The sequence below is a fragment of the Pseudomonas sp. TE3786 genome, from assembly GCF_054057335.1.
Genome location: NZ_JBSRZF010000031.1, coordinates 15,534 through 38,006, shown reverse-complemented (window position 1 = coordinate 38,006; position 22,473 = coordinate 15,534). Strand labels below are relative to the sequence as shown.

Annotated in this window: 20 protein-coding genes and 1 pseudogene; 8 read left to right on the top strand and 13 right to left on the bottom strand. The window is 62.3% G+C overall.

Annotation, left to right across the window (positions count from 1 at the left end; translation table 11 throughout):
- Positions 1-198: 198 nt before the first annotated feature.
- Positions 199-993 (bottom strand): SDR family NAD(P)-dependent oxidoreductase, encoded by a 795-nt coding sequence (locus ACVW0Y_RS23050; RefSeq protein WP_457441597.1) that lies wholly within the window; start codon positions 991-993, stop codon positions 199-201.
- Between the two features lie 399 nt (positions 994-1,392).
- On the opposite strand from ACVW0Y_RS23050, the gene ACVW0Y_RS23045 reads away from it, so the two are divergent.
- Together ACVW0Y_RS23045 and ACVW0Y_RS23040 are read left to right on the top strand one after the other, a co-directional pair.
- The gene (locus tag ACVW0Y_RS23045; RefSeq protein ID WP_457441595.1) at positions 1,393-1,653 is read left to right on the top strand and encodes a DUF3077 domain-containing protein; all 261 of its coding nucleotides are present in this window, start codon (positions 1,393-1,395) and stop codon (positions 1,651-1,653) included.
- Between the two features lie 151 nt (positions 1,654-1,804).
- Entirely contained in the window at positions 1,805-2,071 is a 267-nt protein-coding gene (locus ACVW0Y_RS23040) for a DUF1652 domain-containing protein (RefSeq protein WP_457441593.1), read from the top strand.
- A 57-nt stretch (positions 2,072-2,128) separates the two neighbouring features.
- Here the strand turns inward: ACVW0Y_RS23040 and ACVW0Y_RS23035 are convergent, their stop codons facing one another.
- Genes ACVW0Y_RS23035 through ACVW0Y_RS23025 form a run of 3 tightly spaced genes read right to left on the bottom strand, consistent with a single transcriptional unit; the run spans position 2,129 to position 5,977 of the window.
- Positions 2,129-3,148: a putative 2-aminoethylphosphonate ABC transporter substrate-binding protein gene (locus tag ACVW0Y_RS23035; RefSeq protein ID WP_457441591.1), complete on the bottom strand. Its 1,020-nt coding sequence runs from the start codon at positions 3,146-3,148 to the stop codon at positions 2,129-2,131.
- A gap of 37 nt (positions 3,149-3,185) precedes the next feature.
- Positions 3,186-4,898 carry a putative 2-aminoethylphosphonate ABC transporter permease subunit gene (locus ACVW0Y_RS23030; RefSeq protein ID WP_457441589.1) on the bottom strand — a complete coding sequence of 571 codons (1,713 nt, stop codon included), beginning with the start codon at positions 4,896-4,898 and terminating at the stop codon, positions 3,186-3,188.
- A complete protein-coding gene (locus ACVW0Y_RS23025; protein ID WP_457441588.1) occupies positions 4,895-5,977 on the bottom strand; it encodes a putative 2-aminoethylphosphonate ABC transporter ATP-binding protein in 1,083 nt (360 codons plus the stop codon). Before ACVW0Y_RS23025 ends, ACVW0Y_RS23030 begins: the two co-directional genes overlap by 4 nt.
- A gap of 276 nt (positions 5,978-6,253) precedes the next feature.
- On the opposite strand from ACVW0Y_RS23025, the gene ACVW0Y_RS23020 reads away from it, so the two are divergent.
- Together ACVW0Y_RS23020 and ACVW0Y_RS23015 are read left to right on the top strand one after the other, a co-directional pair.
- Entirely contained in the window at positions 6,254-6,466 is a 213-nt protein-coding gene (locus ACVW0Y_RS23020) for a hypothetical protein (protein ID WP_457441586.1), read from the top strand.
- An 8-nt stretch (positions 6,467-6,474) separates the two neighbouring features.
- Positions 6,475-7,311 (top strand): EamA family transporter, encoded by an 837-nt coding sequence (locus ACVW0Y_RS23015; RefSeq protein ID WP_457441584.1) that lies wholly within the window; start codon positions 6,475-6,477, stop codon positions 7,309-7,311.
- Here the strand turns inward: ACVW0Y_RS23015 and ACVW0Y_RS23010 are convergent.
- Positions 7,308-8,165 (bottom strand): LysR substrate-binding domain-containing protein, encoded by an 858-nt coding sequence (locus ACVW0Y_RS23010; RefSeq protein ID WP_457441582.1) that lies wholly within the window; start codon positions 8,163-8,165, stop codon positions 7,308-7,310. The two genes, ACVW0Y_RS23015 and ACVW0Y_RS23010, sit on opposite strands and share 4 nt — an antisense overlap.
- 60 nt (positions 8,166-8,225) lie before the next feature.
- Positions 8,226-9,272, bottom strand: coding sequence for an AraC family transcriptional regulator (locus ACVW0Y_RS23005; protein ID WP_457441580.1), 1,047 nt, complete (start codon positions 9,270-9,272; stop codon positions 8,226-8,228).
- 125 nt (positions 9,273-9,397) lie between these two features.
- On the opposite strand from ACVW0Y_RS23005, the gene ACVW0Y_RS23000 reads away from it, so the two are divergent.
- Positions 9,398-11,137 carry an N-acyl-D-amino-acid deacylase family protein gene (locus ACVW0Y_RS23000; protein WP_457441579.1) on the top strand — a complete coding sequence of 580 codons (1,740 nt, stop codon included), beginning with the start codon at positions 9,398-9,400 and terminating at the stop codon, positions 11,135-11,137.
- Positions 11,138-11,140: 3 nt separating this feature from the next.
- Here the strand turns inward: ACVW0Y_RS23000 and ACVW0Y_RS22995 are convergent, their stop codons facing one another.
- The 6 genes and pseudogenes from ACVW0Y_RS22995 to ACVW0Y_RS22970 form a co-directional block, all read right to left on the bottom strand.
- Positions 11,141-11,464, bottom strand: a complete 324-nt coding sequence (locus ACVW0Y_RS22995) for a transcriptional regulator (protein ID WP_457441577.1) — start codon at positions 11,462-11,464, stop codon at positions 11,141-11,143.
- A gap of 355 nt (positions 11,465-11,819) precedes the next feature.
- The gene (katG, locus tag ACVW0Y_RS22990; protein WP_457441575.1) at positions 11,820-14,090 is read right to left on the bottom strand and encodes a catalase/peroxidase HPI; all 2,271 of its coding nucleotides are present in this window, start codon (positions 14,088-14,090) and stop codon (positions 11,820-11,822) included.
- 285 nt (positions 14,091-14,375) lie between these two features.
- Positions 14,376-14,747 (bottom strand): cupin domain-containing protein, encoded by a 372-nt coding sequence (locus ACVW0Y_RS22985; protein WP_457441573.1) that lies wholly within the window; start codon positions 14,745-14,747, stop codon positions 14,376-14,378.
- Between the two features lie 88 nt (positions 14,748-14,835).
- The gene (locus ACVW0Y_RS22980) at positions 14,836-15,636 is read right to left on the bottom strand and encodes an AraC family transcriptional regulator (RefSeq protein ID WP_457441571.1); all 801 of its coding nucleotides are present in this window, start codon (positions 15,634-15,636) and stop codon (positions 14,836-14,838) included.
- Between the two features lie 91 nt (positions 15,637-15,727).
- Positions 15,728-16,591: a methyl-accepting chemotaxis protein gene (locus ACVW0Y_RS22975; protein WP_457441603.1), complete on the bottom strand. Its 864-nt coding sequence runs from the start codon at positions 16,589-16,591 to the stop codon at positions 15,728-15,730.
- Positions 16,583-17,353: pseudogene (locus ACVW0Y_RS22970) on the bottom strand (MCP four helix bundle domain-containing protein); the annotation flags it as partial. The pseudogene ACVW0Y_RS22970 and the gene ACVW0Y_RS22975, both read right to left, overlap by 9 nt.
- A gap of 255 nt (positions 17,354-17,608) precedes the next feature.
- Here ACVW0Y_RS22970 and ACVW0Y_RS22965 point away from each other — a divergent pair.
- Both ACVW0Y_RS22965 and ACVW0Y_RS22960 read left to right on the top strand, forming a co-directional pair.
- The gene (locus ACVW0Y_RS22965) at positions 17,609-18,739 is read left to right on the top strand and encodes a lactonase family protein (RefSeq protein ID WP_457441570.1); all 1,131 of its coding nucleotides are present in this window, start codon (positions 17,609-17,611) and stop codon (positions 18,737-18,739) included.
- A 121-nt stretch (positions 18,740-18,860) separates the two neighbouring features.
- Positions 18,861-20,297 carry a SulP family inorganic anion transporter gene (locus ACVW0Y_RS22960; protein WP_457441568.1) on the top strand — a complete coding sequence of 479 codons (1,437 nt, stop codon included), beginning with the start codon at positions 18,861-18,863 and terminating at the stop codon, positions 20,295-20,297.
- Between the two features lie 105 nt (positions 20,298-20,402).
- On the opposite strand, the gene ACVW0Y_RS22955 is transcribed toward ACVW0Y_RS22960, so the two are convergent.
- Complete coding sequence (locus tag ACVW0Y_RS22955; protein ID WP_457441601.1) at positions 20,403-21,212, bottom strand: CAP domain-containing protein; 810 nt, start codon at positions 21,210-21,212, stop codon at positions 20,403-20,405.
- A gap of 260 nt (positions 21,213-21,472) precedes the next feature.
- On the opposite strand from ACVW0Y_RS22955, the gene ACVW0Y_RS22950 reads away from it, so the two are divergent.
- A complete protein-coding gene (locus tag ACVW0Y_RS22950) occupies positions 21,473-22,456 on the top strand; it encodes an aldo/keto reductase (RefSeq protein ID WP_457441566.1) in 984 nt (327 codons plus the stop codon).
- Positions 22,457-22,473 lie beyond the last annotated feature (17 nt).

Genomic DNA, 22,473 nt, shown 5'->3' with positions numbered 1-22,473 from the left:
GCCCTGAAATACAAAACGCCCGATGCGGTGCATCGGGCGCTCTGAGGTGCGGGGCATGACCTGAAAGGGTGTAAACCTATTTCAGGACTGGACAGTCGATTAATAAATCTGCTCCCTTTTCATACAACTTGTTCCTTACTCACCGGGACGGATAAAACCCGTCCCGGCTTAAAAGCTCCCACTCAGCAACAACCCATCCTAAAGAATATCGTCCACCACCCCCCCATCCACTCGCAGCGCCGCGCCACTGGTGGCGGAGGCTTGGGTGGAGCAGAGGTAGACGACCATATTGGCCACTTCCTCTACCGTTGCGGCGCGCTGGATCAGGGAGGTGGGGCGGTGTTTCATGACGAATTCGGCGGCGACGGCTTCGAGGGTTTTGCCGGTTTTGGCGCGTTCGCTTTCGAGCATTACGGCCAGGCCATCGGAGAGGGTCGGCCCCGGCAGTACGCTGTTGACGGTCACACCGCTGCCGGCCACGCGTTTGGCCAGGCCGCGGGATAGGGACAGTTGCGCGGTTTTGGTGACGCCGTAGTGGACCATGTCGGCGGGGATATTGCGGCCGGATTCCGAGGAGATAAAGACCACCCTGCCCCAGCCGCTGTTGACCATCGCCGGCACCAGGGCGCGGCTCAGCCGTACGCCGGACATCACGTTGGTTTGCCAGTAGGTTTCCCAGCACTCGTCGTCGGTTTCGAAGAAGTCCACCAGGCCATAAATGCCGGCGTTGTTGACCAGAATATCCACGGGCGGCAGCGCGGCGAGCAGTGTGTCGGCGCCGGCGGCATCGCCAAGGTCGGCGGCGACGCCAGTCAGGGTGGATTGCGGCGCGGCTTCGCGCAGGCGCGCCAGGGCTTTTTGCACCGAGCTGTCGCTGCGGCCGTTGAGGATTACGGTGGCACCGCTTAACGCCAGGCCTTGGGCGATGGCGAAACCGATACCGCCGGTGGAGGCAGTGACCAGAGCGGTTTTGCCCGCCAGATTGATATGCATGGCTTATCTCCTTTTACGCGAAGGTTGGGTTTGATCGCTGCAAAGCGTAGTCGGCAAAAACGCAGTGGATAAAACCAACCTTGGGTTTCAACGCGATTTGGCGGCATTGATCCTTCGCGACGGCCCGCCCGAGCCGACAGATTTCCCTCGTTTCCCTGGCCTACAGTGCACCGTCGCTGAATGTCCAGCGATGCCGGTTTGGTCGCCGGGCTGCCTAGGCGCACAAGCGTCTGCTATAAGGGTTAGGCGTTTTTTTTCGCCTGCTTTATGGCGGTTGTGCGCGGGACACCTTCGGGTGTGCCGGTTCCTATGCCCGGTCGACCAACCTGCGTACAACTGCCTCCTTTTGCTTGGTCGCAAAGGGAGGTGGTAACTCAATCGCATAGGAGATCTACCGCTATGAACGAAGCAACCGCAGTAACCACCCGCCAACTCTTCGACTATCTGGACAGCGCTCCGCTGTTTTCCGTTAATCCCGGCGTACCTGTCGAAGATGCTCTGGAGCGCGCCGCCGACCTGATGCTGTATGTCGAAACGCTGGCAGCGTCTGATGCCTTTACCAATAAGGTGCTGGAGTCAGCCGTTATTCAAACCCTGAGTGAAATGGCCAACGCGCTGGTCAACGCCACCAAGAAGGGGGAAGACAAGGCCAAGGCTTGATGGCGACTAGCACGCTGTGAAAGGGCCGCTGATGCGGCCCTTTTTGTGCCCCACCGAACTGGGTAACGCCGGGGGTCCCACGTTTGTGCGCATGGCCGTTGCAGTATGCTTGCCGCTCGATGATTTTTTGTAGAGGTGAGCTGTGGCCAGAATGACCTTTGCGTACGCGTGCGCCCGCCTGAAGGAGTACTTCTACCCCAGGGGCTTTGAGGCGGTGTTAGCGACGCCCGAGGCGATGGACGTGCGCCTGTTCGATAAGAAAACCGGTGAGGATTTCGCCGTCGTCGCCGGGTTGTCCTGGAGCGCCACCAGCACCGAGGAAGACCTGGTCGATATCATCGAGGCAATAGAAGAAGAACTGCATGTGCAGGAGTTTGTGCATGTGCCAAAGGCGGGCGACTCCGGCTCCGATGAGTAGCGGCACCGGGGGCATTTGAGGTGGGGCGGCGCAATGCCGCCCTTCCCGTTTCAGGGGTTACTTGGGTTCCGATTTGCCGTCATAGCGTGCGCGCCATTTATCCAGCACGGCGGCGCGCTGGGCACCGGCTTTGTCGAAGTCGACGGTGATCAGCCGGTCGTAGTAAGCGTCCGGCATTTCCTTCAGTTTGACGTTGAACTCCGGGCGAGCCAGGGCGGCGGCGTTGGGTTGGTAGAGCAGGAAGGCTTGCTCGCTGACGGCGAAGTCTTCGAGTTTTTTCGCGGCGTCCAGGTTCTTGCTACCTTTGATCAGCGCCACCGAGTTGATGTCCAGGCCCAGGCCTTCGCTGGGCAACACGATTTCCAGCGGTGCGCCCTGGCGCTTGAGGGTAACGGCGCGGAAGTCGAGGGAAATGCCGATCGGGTATTCCCCCATGGCCGCCTGGGTGCAGGGCTTGGAGCCGGAGTGGGTGTACTGGCCGATATTGGCGTGCAGCTTGTCCATAAAGGCCCAGCCTTTGTCTTCGCCCATGATTTGCAGCCAGGCGTTTACCGCCGAGTAGCCAGTGCCGGAGGACGCCGGGTTGGGCATTACGATTTTGCCTTTGTACTCGGGCTTGGTGAGGTCTTCCCAACTGGTGGGGATCGGCAGGTTCTGCTTTTTCGCTTCGGCGGCATTTACGCAGATGGCGGTGGCCTCTACGCCGTTACCTACCCACAGCGGCGGGTTGCGGGTGTCGCGGAATTTGCTGTCGATTTTGTCCAGGCCGGCCGGGGCGTAGGCCTCCAGCATGCCCTCTTTGCCCATCAAGGCCACGCTGGAGGCGTACAGGCCCCAGATCACGTCGGCACGCGGGTTGTCTTTTTCTGCCAGCAGCTTGGCGGTGATGATGCCGGTGGAGTCACGCACCCATTTGATTTCGATATCCGGGTATTTGGCTTCAAAGGCTTTTTTGTAGCCGGCCAGTTGTTCGTTTTCCATGGCCGTGTACACCGTCAGTTCGGTGCTGGCCATTGCGCTGCTGATCACGCCGAAGCTGAGCACAGTGGCGGCGAGTGTTTTCCAAGCGTTAGTCATCGTAAGCCTCTAGGTTTTCAGGGAAAGGAACGGCAGTTCAAACAGAGCCGCTACGCCAGTGCTGGGTACGCCGCAGCAGGCCACGGGAAACAACAAACAGCAGCAGCGAGACCAGCGCCGAGGTCAGCAGAATCAGGCTGGCCAGGGCGGCAGCGGCACCGACATTGCCGGAGTCGTCGAGGTTCAGCACCGCCACGGCGGCCAGCACGGTGTCGGGGCTGTAGAGGAAGATCAGGGCCGACACCGAGGTCATCGAGGAGACGAACAGGTAGCGAAATACCTCGATCAAGGCCGGCAGGCAGATGGGTACGGTGACCCGCCAGTAGGTGCTGGCCAGGGGCACTTTCAGCGACAGCGAGGCGGCCTCGATTTCGTCGTTGAGCTGACGCAGCGCGGTGGTGGCGGTCATTTGCGCTGGGGTGAGAAAGCGCATCACGCAGCACAGCACCATCAGGGCGATGCCGCCGTACATACCGCCCAGGGGGTTGCCGGGGTGGTTGAAGAAAAACACGTAGCCCAGGCCCATGACCAAACCCGGCACCGCCATCGGCAGCAGGCACAGCAGACGCAACACACCATCGAGCCAGCTGCCGCGGGTTTTCTCCAGCAGGTAGGCGCAGGTGAAGATCACCGGGGTGCCGATCAGCGCGGTCAGGCCGGCCAGGGTCAGGCTGTTGCGGTAGGCCAGCCAGCCGACGTCGCCGCTGGCTTCGAAGTCGTAATGACGCAGCGACAGCGACAGGTCGTAGGGCCAGAAGTTGATCAGCGAGGCACCCACGGCCACCAGTACCAGGCTCAGCAGCGCCAGGCCGATAGCGCCGGCGGCCAGCAATAGAATGCTGTCGCGCACGCGGTTGCGCGGTGCCACGTAGGTGGCGGCCTGGCTGCTCACCTGGCTACCGCGCAAGCGGCGCATCCAGGCATCCACGGCAAAACTGAGCAGCGCCGGCACCAGCAGGATGCTGCCGATCAACGCGCCTTCGGCAAACTTCTGCTGACCGACCACCGACTTGTAGGCCTCCATGGCCAGCACCTGGTAGTCGCCGCCGATGACTACGGGAATACCGAAGTTGGTGATGGTTTGGGTAAACACCAGACAGCAGGCGGCAAACACCGCGTAGCGGGTGCCGGGCCAGGTGACGGTGACAAAGGTTTTCCAGTGGCTGGCACCCATGCTGATGGAGGCATCGTAAAGCCTCGCATCGGCCAGGCCGAGGGCGGAAATCAGGATCATCAGGGCCATGGGAAAGTTGTAAAACGCCTGGCCCAGCAGGATGCCGGAGAAGCCGTAAATGCCGTCGGCAAACCAGGATTTGAGCATGCCCTGGTTGCCGAACAGGTAGATCAGGGCAATGGCCGAGAGCATTGAGGGTGCCATCAGGGGCAGCAGGGAAATGCTGCGCAACAGGCGCTTGCCCGGAATCCAGCTGCGTTGCAGGGCGTAGGCGAATACGTAGGCCAGCGGCACCACCAATGCCACGGTGCTCAGGGAAATTTTTACGCTATTGCCCAGCAGCCACAGAAAGCGCGGGCTGGACAGGTAGTGCCAGATGCCCGCCACACCGTCTGGCAATGCCAGTACCTTGCCGAGCATGGCCGCTAGCGGAAACGCCAGCCCCACCAGCAGCAAGGCCAGCATCAGCAGCTTCACCCCACGGGCGAACAGGCGGTCCAGCCATGCAGCCTGAGCGCCGCGGGACACCGGCTGGGCCTCGGCGCTGGCGGCGCGGGCGTACTGCACGGTGCTCATAGCGCTGCCCCCGGAAAGGCCTGCAGGCCGTGGGCCGGAAAGGTCAGCCAGACCCGCTCATTCAGCGGCGCGGCGCTCAGGTCGGCGCTGATATCGGCCAGCACCGGCTGGCCCTGCAACTGCTCCAGTTCCACGGTCAGGCGGTAGCGATTGCCCATAAACAGTTTGTGTTTGACCTGGGCCGCCACGCTGTTGGCGGCTTGCGCCTGGTTGTCGATGCGCAGCACTTCCGGGCGACAGAACAGACGCCCGGGGCCGCCGGTCACGGCCTTGTCCAGTTGCAAGGACAGCGGGCCCAGGTGCACCTGGCCGTCACTGACGCTTTGGTAGTCGAGCCAGTTGGCGTGACCGACGAAGTTGGCCACAAACGGCGTGGCCGGGTAGCGGTAGATGTTTTCCGGGGTGTCGAACTGTTCGATGCGGCCCTGGTTCATCACCGCAATACGGTCGGCCATGACCATTGCTTCGTCCTGGTCGTGGGTGACCATTACCGTGGTGATGCCCAGTTGCTGTTGCAGCGAGCGCAGTTCATGGCGCAGGTGTTCGCGCACCTTGGCGTCGAGCGCCGACATCGGCTCATCCAGCAGCAACAACGACGGCGACGGTGCCAGGGCACGAGCCAGGCCCACCCGCTGCTGCTGACCGCCGGACAATTGCCCGGGGTATTGCCGCGCGCTGGCGGTAAGGCCCACCAGGTCGAGCATCTGCTCCACCCGCTGGCGCACCTGGGAACGCAGCAGGCTACGGGTGCTCAGGCCATAGCCGATGTTCTGTTCGATGGTGAGGTTGGGAAACAGCGCATAGGACTGAAACAGAATGCCGTAGTCGCGCTCTTGGGGCGCGGCGCGGGAGATGTCGCGAGGGCCGATCAATAAGCGCCCGCTGTCCTGTTTCTCCAGGCCGGCGATGATCCGCAACAAGGTGGTTTTGCCACACCCCGATGGGCCGAGCAGGCACACCAGCTCGCCGGCAGCGACCTCCAACGAAACGTCGCTGAGCACGCTCAGGTTGCCGAAGGATTTACCGATGCCCTGGACCGAAAGCGGCATGGTGGAAATGTGACCGGGGGTATAAGCCATGACGTGTTCCTATGCGATGCCAGCCACCCACACAGCAGGTGGCGCGTGATAAACGATCAATAACGAACGAATTACAGGGCAGACAGGAATGCGGCGAGCGCGGGCACTCTGACGGTGCCGTGTGCGGTTATCTCGCTGGTTTTTGATGTATCACGGTGAAAATCCAGGGGCAAAGCAAAAACTGGAAAAACCCTGAAAACAGCCCCAATCCCGCGCCATGCAGAGCTGGAGCGCACGTCAAAAATCAACATTTATCTGTTTTATATCAAAAGCTTAATGACTAAAAACGGCCGTCAGAACGGCGTTATCTCACTGCGCAAAAATGGCTATGAACCCATAGGTTTTTTGTTTGTGGGCCGGGAAAAATCGCAGGAAATAGCGCTAGGCAGACCGGTAAAAGATGGATCAGCTTGGCTGATGCAGACTGCCGCTATAACCGATTGGATTGATACACCCGGGCTTGGCATGCTGATCGCCCTTTTGCCGTGAGCCGCCTCATGTCCGATGCCAACCTGGCCACCCTGCTGGTGCTGTTTTCGGCGTTTATGCACGCCAGCTGGAACGCGGTGGTGAAGTCCAGCCCTGATCGTTTGTCGTCGATGGCCATGGTCGATAGCGTGGCCTTTTGCATCGCCCTCGCCGTGCTGCCGTTTGTGCCGCTGCCGTCGCTGCAGGTGTGGGGGGTGATTGCCCTGTCCACCCTGGTCAATCTGTTCTATCGCTACTTTTTGATCCGCGCCTACCAGTTCGGCGACTTTGGCCAGGTGTACCCGCTGGTGCGTGGGTTACCGCCGCTGTTGGTGGTGGTGTTTGCGGCACTCTGGTTGGGCGAGTCGCTGCCGCCGCTGGGGATTGTCGGAGTGGTGGTGTTGTCGTTGGGCGTGCTCAGCCTGTTGCACCTGACCCAACACTGGCGGGCACCGCGCAATGCGCTGGCGGCGGGGGTATGCGTGGCGCTGTATACGGTGATCGACGCCCATGGCGTGCGCAGCTCGCAAGGGGTGGTGCAATACCTGGTGTATTTCACCCTGGTACTCAGCGTGCCGATTCCAGTGTTCGCCGCGTATAAACGCGGCCCGGCGCTAACCCGCCATATACGCCAACACTGGCCGCTGTCGGTGTTCGGTGGGCTGACCTATTGCGCCGCCTATGGTCTGGTGTTGTGGGCGATGACCTTGGACAACGTGGCGAAAATCGCCGCCCTGCGCGAAAGCAGCGTGATCATCGGTGCCGTGATCGCCACCCTGTTGTTCAAGGAACCCTTCGGCCGCCGCCGGCTGATTGCAGCGCTCACCGTGACCTTGGGCATTGTTTTGATCAAATACGCCGCTTAACCGAAACGACGCTGCGCCACCGCCAGGAATTCGCTGATCAGCCGCGCACCACGGCGCTCTTTGAGGCAGTAGAGGAACTCGTCGAGCAGGGTCGCCTGGTGAATGGTGACGATGCGCAGCTCCTGGCTGTCGGGCACTTCATGGCGAGCGATGATGCTTACCCCGATATTGCGCAGCACCGCCTCGCGGATGGCTTCGCGGCTGCCGATTTCAATGATGTTTTCCAGCTTGAGCTGGGCGCGCACCAGCATGTCTTCGGTGAGCTGGCGGGTATGCGAGCCCTGCTCGCGCATCAGCACGCAGTGACCTTCCAGGGCATTCAACTGAATCCGGCTGTGGTTGGCCAATGGGTGACTGCGGTGCACCACCAGCACCAGCGGGTCCTGCCCCAGGGGCAAACAGAACAGGCGGGAATCGGTCAGGCGTTGCGAGGAGGTCACCAGGTCGACGCGGTATTCGTCCAGGGCGTCGATCATTTGCTGCGAGTTGCCCAGCTCCAGGCTGATCTGCCCGCCGTGCTGCTCACGGAAGGCTTTGACCAGATCGAGGATGTAGTACGGCGCCGTGGCACCGATGCGTAACTTGCCCGCGTTGCCGCTGGCGTTGTTGAGGAAAAACTCGATATTCAGGCTGTGGGACAGCATCGGCTTGATCAGCGGCAGCAAGCGGTTGCCGGTTTCACTCAAGGTCAGACGCCGCCCGCCGCGGTAGAACAGCTCTACGGCGAACTGACTTTCCAATTGGCGAATCTGATTGGTCACCGTCGGCTGGCTCAAGCCGAGCTTCTTTGCCGCCAGAGTGACACTGCCAAGCTGGGCCACCATGTAGAAAGCTTTGAGTTCCGATTCCAGCATTGTCTGCGCTCTGCACCTGAAGGCACCCAGTGCCTGAATGGCAACCGGGCGCTGGCTATCTTAATGACTCATAAGGGATTGTGCATGCCCTGGCAGCGCGGCGCGATGCTGCTCTCGCCAGCGCGAGGGTGCCACGCCATGGTGGTTTTTAAAGGCGCGGGAAAACGCCGCCAGGTCGTTGTAGCCCAGGGCATCGGCCAGGCGCGTAAGGTCCATGGCCGAGGCGTGCAGATGCCAGCTGGCCAGCTGCATTTTCACTTCCAGCACCAGCTGCTTGAAGCTCAGTTGCTCGGCCAGCAGGCGGCGTTGCAAGGTGCGCGGGTGCAGGCCAAGCAGCCCGGCGATATGTTCCAGGCTGTGCAGGTGCAGGCCGAGGGTTTGCGTAATCAGGGTGCGCACCTGCATTTCCAGGCTGTCGTGCAGGCTGGCCAGACGCTCGCGCAGGTAGCTGTCGATACGCGCCTGGGTTTGCCGCGACAGCGGTTTTACCGGGCGGGTCATCACGTTGGCGGCGAACACCAGGCAGTCGTGTTCCTGATTGAACAGCACCTCGCAGCCAAAGTGCTGGCGGTAGGTTTTTTCGCTGGCCAGGGCACTGTGGCTGAACTCTACCCGCAGGGGCCAGACATCGCCGGCACCACAGATTTCCCGGGCCAGCCGTGCGCAGGCGGCGACGGCCATTTCCCGATACTGCTGGGCGTGTTCGGCACCGTAGAAATGCTCGATGCGTTGCACGTACACACGCCCGCCGTGCTGTTGCAGGCGCCAGTGTTCGGCCTTGTTGTGCAGGGCCATATAGCGCTGGGCAGCTTCGAAGGCGGCTTGCAGGTTGGCCTCGGCGCACAGCAGCGCGCCGAGCAGGCCGAGCATTTCGATGCCTTGATGACTGGCCACGCGCATGCCCAGGTCCGGGCAATTCAGGCGCTGGGCAGCGTTGGCCAATAGTTGGATGACCTGCTGGCTGGCGATCAGGCAATCGGGGTCGCGCAGTTGCGCCAGGGTCATGCCGGCATCGGCCAGCAGGCCGGCCAGATTGCCGCCCAGGGCTGTCACTTGTTCTTCGAAGCCGATCAGGCTGGCGCTGCGCAGCTCATAAACAATGGTCATGTCGCCCTCCCCTGCGTGGCCAGACGATGCCGGGATTGTCGGGTTATGACAAGTCACCCGGCGTGCAGCGCCCTACTCTGGCGTCACAGCAACATCCATAACAACAACAAAAAACGAGGTGCAGCATGGCTATGTACGACATCGTGATTCAGGGCGGCCGCTATTTCGACGGCACCGGCGCGCCAGCGGCAATCCGCAGCCTGGCGGTGAAGGACGGCAAGGTGGCGCTGGTCAGTGCCACGCCCATTGACGCGGGCCTGGCCACGCGGGTGATCCAGGCCCAGGGCAAGTGGGTGACGCCGGGCTTTCTCGACACCCACACCCATTACGATGCCGAGCTGATTGTGGCCCCCAGCCTTAGCGAGTCGGTACGCCACGGCGTGACCACGGTGCTGGTGGGCAGTTGCTCGCTGAGCATGGTCTGCGCCGACGCCGAAGATGCGTCGGATATTTTCACCCGGGTGGAAACCGTGCCGCGCGACAAGGTGCTGCCGATCCTTAAGCAACACAAAACCTGGAACAGCCCGCAGCAGTGGGTGGACTTTATTCAGCGCCAACCCATGGGCCCGAATGTGGTGAGTTTTCTTGGCCACAGCGACCTGCGTGTGGCGGTGATGGGCCTGCACCGCGCCACCGACCGCCAGGTGCGGCCAAGCACGGAAGAAATGCACAAAATGGAGGCGGTGATGGAGCAGGCGCTGGACGCTGGCTTCCTCGGCCTGTCCACCATGAGCCTGAAGTGGGACAAGATCGACGGCGACCGCGAGTGGTCGAAAAGCCTGCCCAGCACCTATGCGCACTGGAGCGAGATCCGCCGCCTGAACAACCTGCTGCGCAAGCGCGGTCGCGTGCATCAGGGTGCGCCGAATGCGGCTAATCCGCTGCAGGTGCTGCAATACCTCGGCCAGGCCATGGGCGTGCTGCGCAAGCCGCTGAAGACCACGCTGATTTCCATGCTCGACCTCAAGGGCAACCGCACCATCGCACCGATGGCGCGGCTGTCCGCCTGGTTCACCAATCTGCTCGGTGGCGACTTCCGCTGGCAGCTGCTGCCGACGCCTTTCATGATCTACGCCGACGGCATCGATGTGGTGTTGTTCGAGGAATTCGGTGCCGGTGAAATGGCCCTGGATCTGAAGGATGCCGTGGCGCGCAACGCCCTGCTGCAGGATGAGAGCTACCGCCGCACCTTCCGCAAGTTCTACGCCGAGAAACTTTCACCGCGGGTCTGGCAGCGCGACTTTGGCGATGCGGTGATTCTCGGCTGCCCGGAGCAGCAACTGGTGGGCCGCAACTTCGCCGATATTGCCCTGGAGCGCGGCCTGCATGTGGTGGATCTGTTCCTCGATATGGTGGTGGCCCACGGCACCCAACTGCGCTGGTTCACCGTGATCGGCAACCATCGCAAGGACGTGCTGCGCAAGCTGGTGTGCAATCCCAATACCCTGATCACCTTCTCCGACGCCGGTGCCCACCTGCGCAATATGGCGTTCTACAACCTGCCGCTGCGCCTGCTCAAACTGGTGCAGGAAAGCCATGGTGAAGGCCGGCCGATCATGTCCATCGAACAGGCCATTCACCGCCTTACCGGTGAGCAGGCCGACTGGCTGGGCATCGACGCCGGACGTATTCGCGAAGGTGACCGCGCCGATATTGTGCTGCTCGATCCACGCGGCCTGCAGCAAGATCTGGAGCTGGAAAACTGGGACAACATGCAGGGTTTCGACATTCCACGAATGGTTTGCCGCAACCCCGGGTGCGTCTCCCATGTGCTGATCAATGGCCGTTTGGCGGTAGATGAAGAACAGGTGGTGGCCGAGCTGGGCCAAGAGCTGGGGTTTGGCCGTTTCCTGGCGGCCCGCTGAAGCTCAACCAAGGGAGAACGACGGGTCATCGGCTTGCTGGGATTCGTTATCCAGATCAATAAAGTTGCTGAGCTTTACCGAGCCCTCGGGGAAACGCACGATCATCTGCAACTGCCCGCCCATGGACTCGATCTGACTGCGCAGAGTGGCGATATAGATGTCGGTGTGGCGCTCCATTCTGCTGATGGCCGGGGGCGAAACCTGCAGCGCCTTGGCCAGCGCCACTTGTGACTGGCCAATGGCGAGTATGACCTTGGCCTTGGCCACGGAACGCGATTGCGAAAGGGGCAAGGCCACGGCCCGGCGGGTGGAGTATCTGCTGGTCATCTGAAGGAGCTCGTAACGAGTGGAACGGAACGAGGAGCCTAGCGGATCGCCGCGGACCGGCATCAGCGCATAGGGATGGGATACAGGTGGGAATGCGGCCCTCGCGGTGTAAGAAGGGCCTTGGTTTTACCCACGAGGCGCGCCTTAGGGCAAATCCGAATATTTGTTGGCCATTTATCCGCCCCCTCTGAGTCTGGAAACCAGCCTACTTCAGGCATATGAATGAGGTTGAGGCCATACGCCGCAGTCTTGGGCAGGGTGACGGCGAGTGGGCCGTATGCCATGAAAACGAAAAACCCCAGACCGCAAAACGCCTCCCGAAGGAGGCGCTCTGGATTACGCGGCCGCAGCCGCTTTAGCCGTGCAGGTCGAAGCGATCAAGGTTCATCACCTTGGTCCAGGCGGCGACGAAGTCTTTGACAAATTTGGCCTGGGCATCGCTGCTGGCATACACCTCGGCCAGTGCGCGCAACTGCGCATTGGAGCCGAACACCAGGTCGACACGGGTACCGCTCCATTTCACCTGGCCGCTTTTGCGGTCACGGCCTTCGAAGGTATCCGCCGCTGCCGAGGTCGGTTTCCACTCCACGCCCATATCCAGCAGGTGGGTGAAGAAGTCGTTGGTCAACGCGCCCGGCCGGGTGGTGAATACGCCATGCTTGGCATCCCCGACATTGGCCCCGAGCACCCGCAGGCCGCCCACCAGCACGGTCATTTCCGGCGCGCTGAGGGTTAGCAGTTGGGCCTTGTCCACCAGCAGATTCTCGGCGGACACGGTGTAAGCGCCCTTGAGGTAGTTGCGGAAACCATCGGCAATCGGCTCAAGGAAGGCGAAGGACTCGACATCGGTCTGCTCCTGGGACGCGTCCGCACGCCCGGGGGCGAACGGTACGCTGACGGTTTGCCCGGCGGTTTTCGCCGCCTGTTCGACACCGGCATTGCCGGCCAGCACGATCAGGTCGGCGAGGGAGATTTTCTTGCCGCCAGCCTGGCCACCGTTGAACTCACCCTGAATGCGCTCCAGCGTACTCAGCACCTGGGCCAGCTGCGCGGGCTGGTTGACCGCCCAGGATTTCTGCGGCTCCAGCCGCAGCCGACCACCGTTGGCACCGCCGCGTTTGTCCGAGCCACGGAAGCTCGACGCCGCCGCCCAGGCGGTGGACACCAGTTGCGCCACCGTCAGCCCCGAGGCCAGCACTTTGGCTTTCAGCGCAGCAACATCGCTGTCGTCCACCAACGGGTGATTGACCTCTGGGATCGGGTCTTGCCAGAGCAGTTCTTCACCCGGGGTTTCCGGGCCGAGGTAACGGGCCAGCGGGCCCATGTCGCGGTGGGTGAGTTTGAACCAGGCGCGGGCGAAGGCATCGGCCAACTCCCCGGGGTTTTGCAGAAAGCGCCGGGAGATCTGTTCGTAGATCGGGTCGAAGCGCAGGGCCAGGTCGGAGGTCAGCATCGAGGGCGCACGGCGCTTGCTCGGGTCGTGGGCATCGGGAATCTTGCCGGCCCCGGCACCACCTTTGGGTTGCCACTGGTGGGCTCCGGCCGGGCTCTTGGTCAGTTCCCATTCGAAGCCGAAGAGGTTTTCAAAGTACTCGTTGCTCCAGCGGGTGGGCGTCGAGGTCCAGGTCACTTCCAGGCCGCTGGTGATGGTGTCACCGCCCTTGCCACTGCCGAACTTGTTACGCCAGCCCAGGCCCTGCTCTTCCAGGCCCGCCGCTTCCGGTTCCGGCCCGACGTTATCGGCCGGGCCGGCACCGTGGGTTTTGCCGAATGCATGACCGCCGGCAATCAGCGCCACGGTTTCTTCGTCGTTCATGGCCATGCGGCCGAAGGTTTCGCGGATGTCCTTGGCCGAGGCCAGGGGATCGGGGTTGCCTTCCGGGCCTTCGGGGTTCACGTAGATCAGGCCCATTTGCACAGCGGCCAGGGGGTTCTCCAGGTTGCGTTCCAGCTCGCGGCCCACTTCTTGCGGACGTTTCGCCGGCTCAGCGACCAGATCGCCTTGGCCCGGCTCTTCCATTTCCTTGTTGGCCTTGCCGTAGCGCTGGTCGCCACCCAGCCAGACGGTTTCGGTACCCCAGTACACGTCTTCGTCCGGCTCCCAGACATCCGGACGGCCACCGGAAAAACCGAAGGTTTTGAAGCCCATGGATTCCAGCGCCACGTTGCCGGTGAGCACGATCAGGTCGGCCCAGGAAATAGCGTTGCCGTACTTCTGTTTGATCGGCCAGATCAGCCGCCGCGCCTTGTCCAGGCTGACGTTGTCGGGCCAGCTGTTGAGCGGCGCGAAGCGTTGCTGACCGGAACCGGCACCGCCGCGGCCATCGCCAGTGCGGTAGGTACCGGCGCTGTGCCAGGCCATGCGCACGAACAACGGGCCGTAGTGGCCGAAGTCGGCTGGCCACCAGTCCTGGGAGTTGGTCATCACGGTTTCGAGGTCGCGTTTCACTGCGGCGAAGTCGAGGCTCTTGTAGGCTTTGGAGTAATCGAAGTCTTCACCCAGAGGGTCAGACTTGGAGGAATGTTGGTGGAGAATTTTCAGGTTCAGTTGGTTGGGCCACCAGTCACGGTTGGTGGTCCCACCGCCAGCAGCATGATTGAACGGGCATTTCGATTCAGTCGACATGTTGTTCTTCCTTAAGGTCGCTTCATCCAGCTCTCCAGCCCCCAGTGGGCTGCGAACACCGATGAGTGAGTTCGACGACAAGCGGGGCGGGCCTGGGATCGTTACCGCGACGGCGCGGTGGGCGAGGCTCTGTGTCCCCTCATCAGGTTGCACGGCATCGACACGCGTTGATGCCAGACCAAGACTAGACCCGTATCGGAGCAGGTCTAATAGAGCGGATGTGCTGTGTTGATAGCCAGGCTCTTTCAGCGCACGAAAAACTGTCACGAAACGCTGGTTCAGCGGCTAGATCCACACGTCATTGACCGCCGTGCGCTCGCCGCCTTCGGCACCGGTATTGAGCACGCCGCAGGGCTCCACCAGCAGCAGGCGCACTTCTCGCGCGGCATAGGGTTTGTGCTCTACGCCTTTGGGCACCACGTACATTTCGCCGGGGCCGAGCAGCACGCAACCCTCGCGAAAATCCACACGCAACTCACCGTCGAGGACGATAAAGGTTTCGTCGGTTTCTGCATGGCTGTGCCAGATGAAGTCGCCTTCGATCTTCACGATCTTGAATTGGTAGTCGTTCATTTGCGCGACCACCTTGGGTGCCCATTGCTCGCTGAACAGGGCGTATTTTTCGGCGAAGTTAATCGCGGTGTAAGACTGGGACATGGACGGAACCTCGGCTTCAATCAATCGGAAGCCGCACTCTAGTGCGCAGGCCCGAGGCCGGTATTGCACGATTGTGCAAGCGCCCTGCCTAGCCCAGACGCTTCAGCCAGCGGCCCGGAGAGACGCCATAGGCTTGCTGGAACAGGCGGCTCATATGGCTCTGATCAAAGAAACCGGCCGAGATCGCCGCTTGTGCCAACGAATGGCCGTCGAGCAATAGAGCCCTGGCCAGATCGAGACGGCGATGGGTCAGGTAGCGATAGGGGCTGGTGCCATATAGAGCACGAAAATCCCGACTCAGGCTCCAGCGATCACGGCCGCTGGCTTCGCTCAGCTCGTCCAGGCTCACCACCCGATCCAGCGCAGCGTGAATAAAAGCCCGCGCCCGCTCGGCGGCGACGAAATCGACTGCCTTGCGGCTCGCGCGCTGACCAGCGACCTCGGCCAGCGCCCGCGCCAGGTCGTAGATCGCGTCGTCCTCTTCGAGCGGCTCCATGCTGGCGCTCAGGTTGTGCAAGGCGGCCTGGGTGGCGCGATACAGCCGCGGATCGGCACTGATCCCGCCTTCGACAAACGGCAACGGCTGACCACCCAGCACCTGTTGGATCTGCGCGGGCTGGACATACAGCATCTGGTAACGGAAGCCAGCCTCGGTGCCCGCCTCACCGTCGTGCAGCTCGTCCGGGTGCAGCACCAGCACATTGCTCGGCATGCTGTGCCGTTGCGCGCGGCGGTAGTGAAAGCTCTGCACGCCAGCCAGGGTCACGCCAATGGCGTAGGTGTCATGGCGATGGGGAGAAAAGCCGTGGCCGCTGAAAAACGCTTCGATGCGTTCCAGCTTGCGCAGCGCGGGTGAGTACTTCACCCAGTCGTGGAGTGGCTCGGACATGGCACAGGTGGCGACAGGAGGATGCTCGCCACGTTATCAGACTTCTGGCCAGGAACGCCGCCCCCTTGGCAGCAACCGGCGATTGCCTGCGTTACAGGTGGAAGCGGTTCACCAGCACGTTGAGATCCGCCGCCAGACGCGACAGCTCGTGGCTGGAGGCGCTGGTCTGGTGGGCACCGGTGGCCGACTGCACGGACAGATCGCGGATATTGACCAGGTTACGGTCCACCTCACGGGCCACCGCTGCCTGCTCTTCGGCGGCACTGGCGATCACCAGATTGCGCTCGTACATCTCGCCGATAGCGCTGGTGATCTGCTCCAGGGCAACCCCGGCGCTTTCCGCCAGGGTGCGGGTGGATTGCGCCCGCGCACTGCTGTTCTGCATGGCGCTAAGGGCCTGACTGGCACCGGTGCGCATAGTGGCCACCATCTGCTCGATTTCCTGGGTGGAGTTCTGTGTGCGGTGCGCCAGGGCCCGTACTTCATCGGCCACCACGGCAAAACCACGCCCGGACTCACCGGCCCGCGCCGCTTCAATCGCTGCGTTCAGGGCGAGCAAGTTAGTCTGCTCGGCGATGGCGCGGATCACATCCAGCACCTTGCCGATGTCCTGCGACTGCTCGGCCACCTGGCGCACCTGGGTGGCGGTGGATTCCATATCACCGGACAGGTCGGTGATGGCGTTGATGGTGTCGCTGACCCGGTTCTGCCCCACCTGCGCCGATTGGTTGGAAGCCTTGGACGCCTCGGAGGTGGACACCGCATTGCGCGCCACTTCATCCACCGCCGTGCTCATTTCATTTACTGCCGTGGCAGCCTGCTCGATCTCGTCGTTCTGGCGCAACAGGCCACGGCTGGCCTCTTCGGTCACCGCGTTCAATTCTTCGGCAGCAGCAGCCAGCTGGGTGCTCGAGCCGGAAATCTGCGCCAGGGTTTCCCGCAGGTTCTGCTGCATGCGCCCGAGGGCGTCCTGCAATTGGCTGACCTCATCGCGGCCACTGACTTCAATGGGTTTGGTCAGATCGCCGGCCGCCACAAACTGCGCCGCCTGCACCGCGCTGCGCAGCGGGCGGACGATGCTCTGGGTGAGCATCCAGGCCAGCAGCACGGTGGCCAGGGCGGCCAGTACGATCACGGCAATCACGATCAGGCGCGAGTCGGCGTAATAGTCGGCCGAGGCTTTGCCTTCGCGCTCGATGCCTTTGCCATAGATGTCGCCCAGTTCGGCCAATATCGCGCCCGTGCCATCGACCACCGGTTTCATGTCCACCAGCAGCAGTTTGTTCAGCGCCTCGCGATCACCACTGCGGGCCAGGGTGAAGGAGTCCAGCATGCCGCGCTGATAGCTGGCGAAGTCTTTTTTGAACTGCTCGTACAGGCGTTTTTCGTCCGGCGAGTCGATAAAGGCTTCGTAATCGCTGATGTTCTGGATCAGCACCTTGTTGCGCGCTTCGTATTGGCCAACGTAGGTGTCGATGTTCTTGATGTCTGGGTCCAGCGCTACGCGCAGGGAGATGGTGCGGATGCGCAGCATGTTTTCGCGGATGGCATCGACGATGCGGATGCTCGGCACCCAGTCGCGCTCGATAGCGGTGGCGCGGTCACGAATGCTCGACATCTGCCCTAGGGAAAACACCCCGAGAAAGGCCACCGCCAGCGCGATCAGGGCAAAGCCGAAGGCGGCTCGTCGGGCGATATTCCAATTGCGTAGCAGCATAAAAGCGCTCTCATCCGTGGGGAGGAATGGGGGGTGTTGTCTGACAATCTTGTCGGCGGCGCTGAAAACCACTTGAGCGGATTGCGGCAAAAATAATCCAGCAGGCGGCCCAAGTAGCTGATTGAACCTCTCTGCAATGGCACTTTCTGCCCGACCTGGTGTTGCCCGGCTACTCGCCTTTGGTCGCATGTTGCTGATTGCGTCAGCGTAGTCATATGATGACTGACAACAATCACAACAACCCGGAACCCCACCATGAGCAAGCTCACCCTGCTGGCTGCAGCACTCGCCAGTTCGTTATCGCTGCCGGCATTCGCCGCCACCTATGCGTATATCTCCAGCCCCAACGACGGCCTGATTTCCCAATACGCGCTAAACGACAGCACCGGTGCTCCCACCCTGGTGGAGCAGACGCCAGCCGGTAGCAAGGTCAACCCCATGGCTATCAGTCCAAACGGCTCGACCCTGTATGCCGCCCTGCGGGTAGCGCCGTTCAGCGTGGTGAGTTACCGCATTGACCCGCACAGCGGCCATCTGGAAAAACTCGCTCAGGCACCGCTGGCCGACAGCCTGGCGTATATCTCCACCGACCGCAGCGGGCACTTTCTGCTCGGTGCTTCCTACGGTGCCAGCCTGCTCAGCGTGCAAGCGATTGATGCCGAGCAGCGGGTTTCCGAGCAGATTCAGGTGTACAAGACCGGGCCCATCGCCCACTCCATTCGCACCGACCGCAGCGACCGTTTTGCCTACGTCGGCAACCTGGGCACCGACAGCGTGCTGCAGTTCAGCCTGAACAAAACCACCGGTGCCTTGACTCCAATCGGCTCCGGTGCAGTCGCTACCCCGGCGAAGATGGGCCCTCGGCATATCGTGTTCTCGCCCAACGGCAAATTCCTTTATGTGGTGGGTGAGCTGAGCGGTACGGTGGTCGGCTATGCCATCGACGGCAAGACCGGTGCCCTCAGCCAGGTCACCCAGGCCGAAAGCGTCCCCGCCAGCCTGAAGCTGCAGCAGGGGCTGATCCGCAACGCGGCCAACAACGATCTCAAGGACGACCCGACGCCGCGGATCTGGGCTGCGGACATTCGTCTGTCGCCGGATGGCACCCTGCTGTACACCACCGAGCGCACCAGCAGCAGCGTGTCGGCCTTCAAGGTCGACCCGCACAGCGGTGCGCTCACCTACAGCGGCAACTTCGCGGTGGAAGAAAAGCAGCCGCGCAATATCGCCTTCTTCCCCAGCGGCAAGTGGCTGTTGGTGACCGGCGAGAAAAGCAAAACCATCGGCAGCTATGCCATTGGCAAAGACGGCAGCCTGAAGCGGGTCGGCGAAGCGCCATCGGGTGACGGTGCCCTGTGGATCGAAATCTGGCCACCGGCGAAGTAACGCCTACCTCAGGGCGGCGCGGCGACGTCCGCGCCGCCTGGCTTTCGGCGCAAAGCCATGGCCGCCCTGCGCCATCTTCCGTAACATCCGCAGCCCCTTTCGCCGTCCTGCAGTTGTTGCCATGAAACCCGCTCGCCTTCGCGCCGACCTTCTCGCCGGCCTGACCACCTCCTTCGCCCTGGTGCCCGAGTGCATCGCCTTTGCCTTGGTGGCGCACCTCAACCCGCTGATGGGGCTGTATGGGGCTTTTATTATCTGCACTCTCACCGCCTTGTTTGGCGGCCGGCCGGGCATGGTTTCGGGGGCGGCGGGGTCGATGGCAGTGGTGATCGTCGCACTGGTGGTGCAGCACGGCGTGCAGTACCTGCTGGCGACCGTGCTGCTGGGTGGGCTGATCATGGTGCTGTTCGGCCTGTTGCGCCTGGGCAAGCTGGTGCGCATGGTGCCGCATCCAGTGATGCTGGGTTTTGTGAACGGCCTGGCGATCATCATTGCCCTGGCCCAGCTGGAGCATTTCAAAAGCGCCGAGCACTGGTTGAGCGGCATGCCCCTGGCGCTCATGCTCGGCCTGGTGGCGCTGACCATGGCCATCGTCTACCTGCTGCCACGCCTGACCCGCGCGGTGCCGCCGGCCTTGGTGGCGATTCTGGCGGTAGGTCTGGCGGTGTACCTGCTCAACCTGCCGACCCGTACCCTGGGTGATATGGCGCATATCGCCGGCGGCCTGCCGAGCTTCGCCCTGCCAGACCTGCCCTGGAGCCTGGAAACCCTGCGGATCATCGCCCCCTATGCGCTGTTGATGGCGATGGTCGGCCTGTTGGAAACCCTGCTGACCCTCAACCTCACTGACGAAGTCACCGAAAGCCGCGGCTACCCGGACCGCGAATGCGTGGCCCTGGGCGCGGCCAATATGGTCTCCGCTGCCTTTGGCGGCATGGGCGGTTGCGCGATGATCGGCCAGACAGTGATCAACCTCAGCTCCGGCGGTCGTGGCCGGCTGTCAGGGGTGGTCGCCGGGGTGATGATCCTGCTGTTCGTGCTGTTTCTGTCGCCGCTGATCGAGCGTATTCCGCTGGCAGCGCTGGTCGGGGTGATGTTCGTGGTGTCCCAGCAGACCTTCGCCTGGGCCTCGCTGCGGGTGCTGCACAAGGTGCCAGTGAACGACATGCTGGTGATTCTGGCGGTGACCGTCATCACCGTATTCACCGACCTGGCCACTGCGGTGCTGCTGGGCATCATCATCGCCGCGCTGAACTTCGCCTGGCAGCACGCCCGCGAGCTATACGCCGACACGCACCTGGAAGCCGATGGCAGCAAGTTGTATCAACTGCACGGCACGCTGTTCTTCGCCTCGGTAACGCCGTTTCTGAATCAGTTCGACAGCGCTGCCGACCCGCAGCAGGTGACCCTGGATTGCGCGCATTTGAGCTTTGTCGATTATTCGGCGATTGCCGCCCTGAAAACCCTGCGTGAGCGTTACAGCAAGGCGGGCAAGCATCTGCGCGTGGTGCATTTGAGCGAGCGCTGCAAGAAGCTGCTCAAGCGCGCGGGGGAGTAACACGAGTTCACGCGACCAAGCGATTGCGTAGGAGCGGCTTCAGCCGCGATGCTTTCAGATCAAGAGCATCGCGGCTGAAGCCGCTCCTACGAAGAGCAGTAGGGTTTACTGGCTACCAAACATCGCCGTCCAGTAGATGCCCGCATCGCTTTTCGGGTCCAGCGCATAGGCTGCGCCCAGCTCGCGGTATTGCGGGTTCATCAGGTTGGCGCAGTGGCCGGGGCTGGCCAGCCAGCCGTCGAGCACTTTGCGCGGGCTGTCGTTGCCGGCGGCGATGTTTTCGCCAATCGCCTGCCCGGCGTAACCGGCCAGTTCGGCACGATCGCCCGGGGTGCGGCCATCGCGGTCCTTATGGTCGAAGAAGTTGCCGTTGGCCATCGCCCGGCTATGGGCTTCGGCGGCACCGGCCAGGGTGTTGTTCCAATTCAGAGGAGTGGCGGCAGCGTAGTTCTGGGTGCCGCACTGGCGCGCCTGACTGCGGGCGCTGTTGATCATTTGCAGTAACTGCTGGCCCTGGCTCTGCCAGTCGCCCATGCGCGCGGTGAGCATCGGTCGGGCCAGGGTGATGCGCCACAAGTCACCTTCGCGGCGCACACCGATATCCACGAACTGCGGGTCGAGAATCACCCGGCAGAAGCTTTCCTGAACGGCTTTCATCGCTGCCGCCGTGTCGCGGGCCCCGGCCAGGCTGATGGCTTGCACATTGACCATCGGATAGCCGTTCTTGGCCAACGCGGTTTGCAGGCCGCCGAAACTGTCCGAACGCAGACGCAACCGCGGGTCATCGGTTAGTGGCGGCAACTCCGGCGAGGCCTGGCCTTCGCAGCGCTGCACCTGGCCACGGTAGGCGTTGATCGCTTGCACCAGTTGTGCCTCGTCATCGGCCCACACCGGCGTGGCGGCGAGCACGGACATCGACAGCAGAGCGACTGGTACAACGGTTGAACGGACGCGCATGTATCTCTCCCTTGTACGGCCCCCTGAGCGGACTGCCGCGATGCTCCGCGACGTTGCCCCGCCCCTTGGCAATGCATTGTTGCCAGCTTATGAGGCTGGCTCATAAGCGCATGCGGGTTTATATGGCTAATCAGAGCCCTCTGAGGCGAGTAAGGTTCACCCATGCCAATTAGCCGAAGTGTCGGCGAACACGGCGTCACGCGCCACCGGAGGATGAAATGAAATCACGCACACTCGGCACCCACGGCCTGCAAGTGTCCAGTATCGGCCTGGGTTGCATGGGCCTGAGTTTCGCTTACGGCCCCGCCGCCGACCAATCTGCCGGCATTGCCCTGCTACGCGCTGCCGTGGAACGAGGGGTGAATTTTTTTGATACCGCCGAGGTTTACGGCCCCTTCACCAACGAAGAGCTGCTGGGCGAAGCCTTGGCACCGGTTCGCGATCAGGTGGTGATCGCCACCAAGTTCGGCTTCAAGAACGGCAACTCGGCGGATGGCCTGGACAGCCGCCCGGCATCGATCCGCGCGGTAGCCGAGGCCTCGCTCAAGCGTCTGCAGACCGAATGCATCGACCTGTTCTATCAGCACCGCGTCGATCCCGCCGTACCCATCGAAGAAGTGGCCGGCACGGTCAAGGAGCTGATTGCCGAAGGCAAGGTCAAGCACTTCGGCCTGTCCGAAGCCGGTGCCGACGTCATCCGCCGCGCCCATGCGGTGCAACCGGTGGCGGCATTGCAGAGCGAATATTCCCTGTGGTGGCGTGAACCGGAAACCACGGTATTCCCGGTACTGCAGGAGCTGGGCATCGGCTTTGTGCCGTTCAGCCCCTTGGGCCGCGGCTTTCTCACCGGCACCATCGACGCCACTACCACCTTCGATAAAACCGATTTCCGTAACCAACTGCCACGCTTCGCCGAAGAAAACCGCAAGGCCAATGCCGGCCTGATCGAGCTGCTCGGCCACATCGCCGATGGCCTCGGTGCCAGCCGCGCGCAGGTGGCGCTGGCCTGGTTGCTGGCCCAGCAGCCGTGGATAGTGCCGATTCCCGGCACCACCAAACTGCAGCGTCTGGAAGAGAACATCGGTGCCGCCGACCTGCACCTGAGCGCTGCCGACCTGGCGGCCATCGAAGCCGCGCTGCAGCAGATTCAGGTGGTCGGCGAGCGTTACCCGGCCAGCGTGTCGCAAATGATCAATCGCTAGGGACTAGCCTGCCCGTC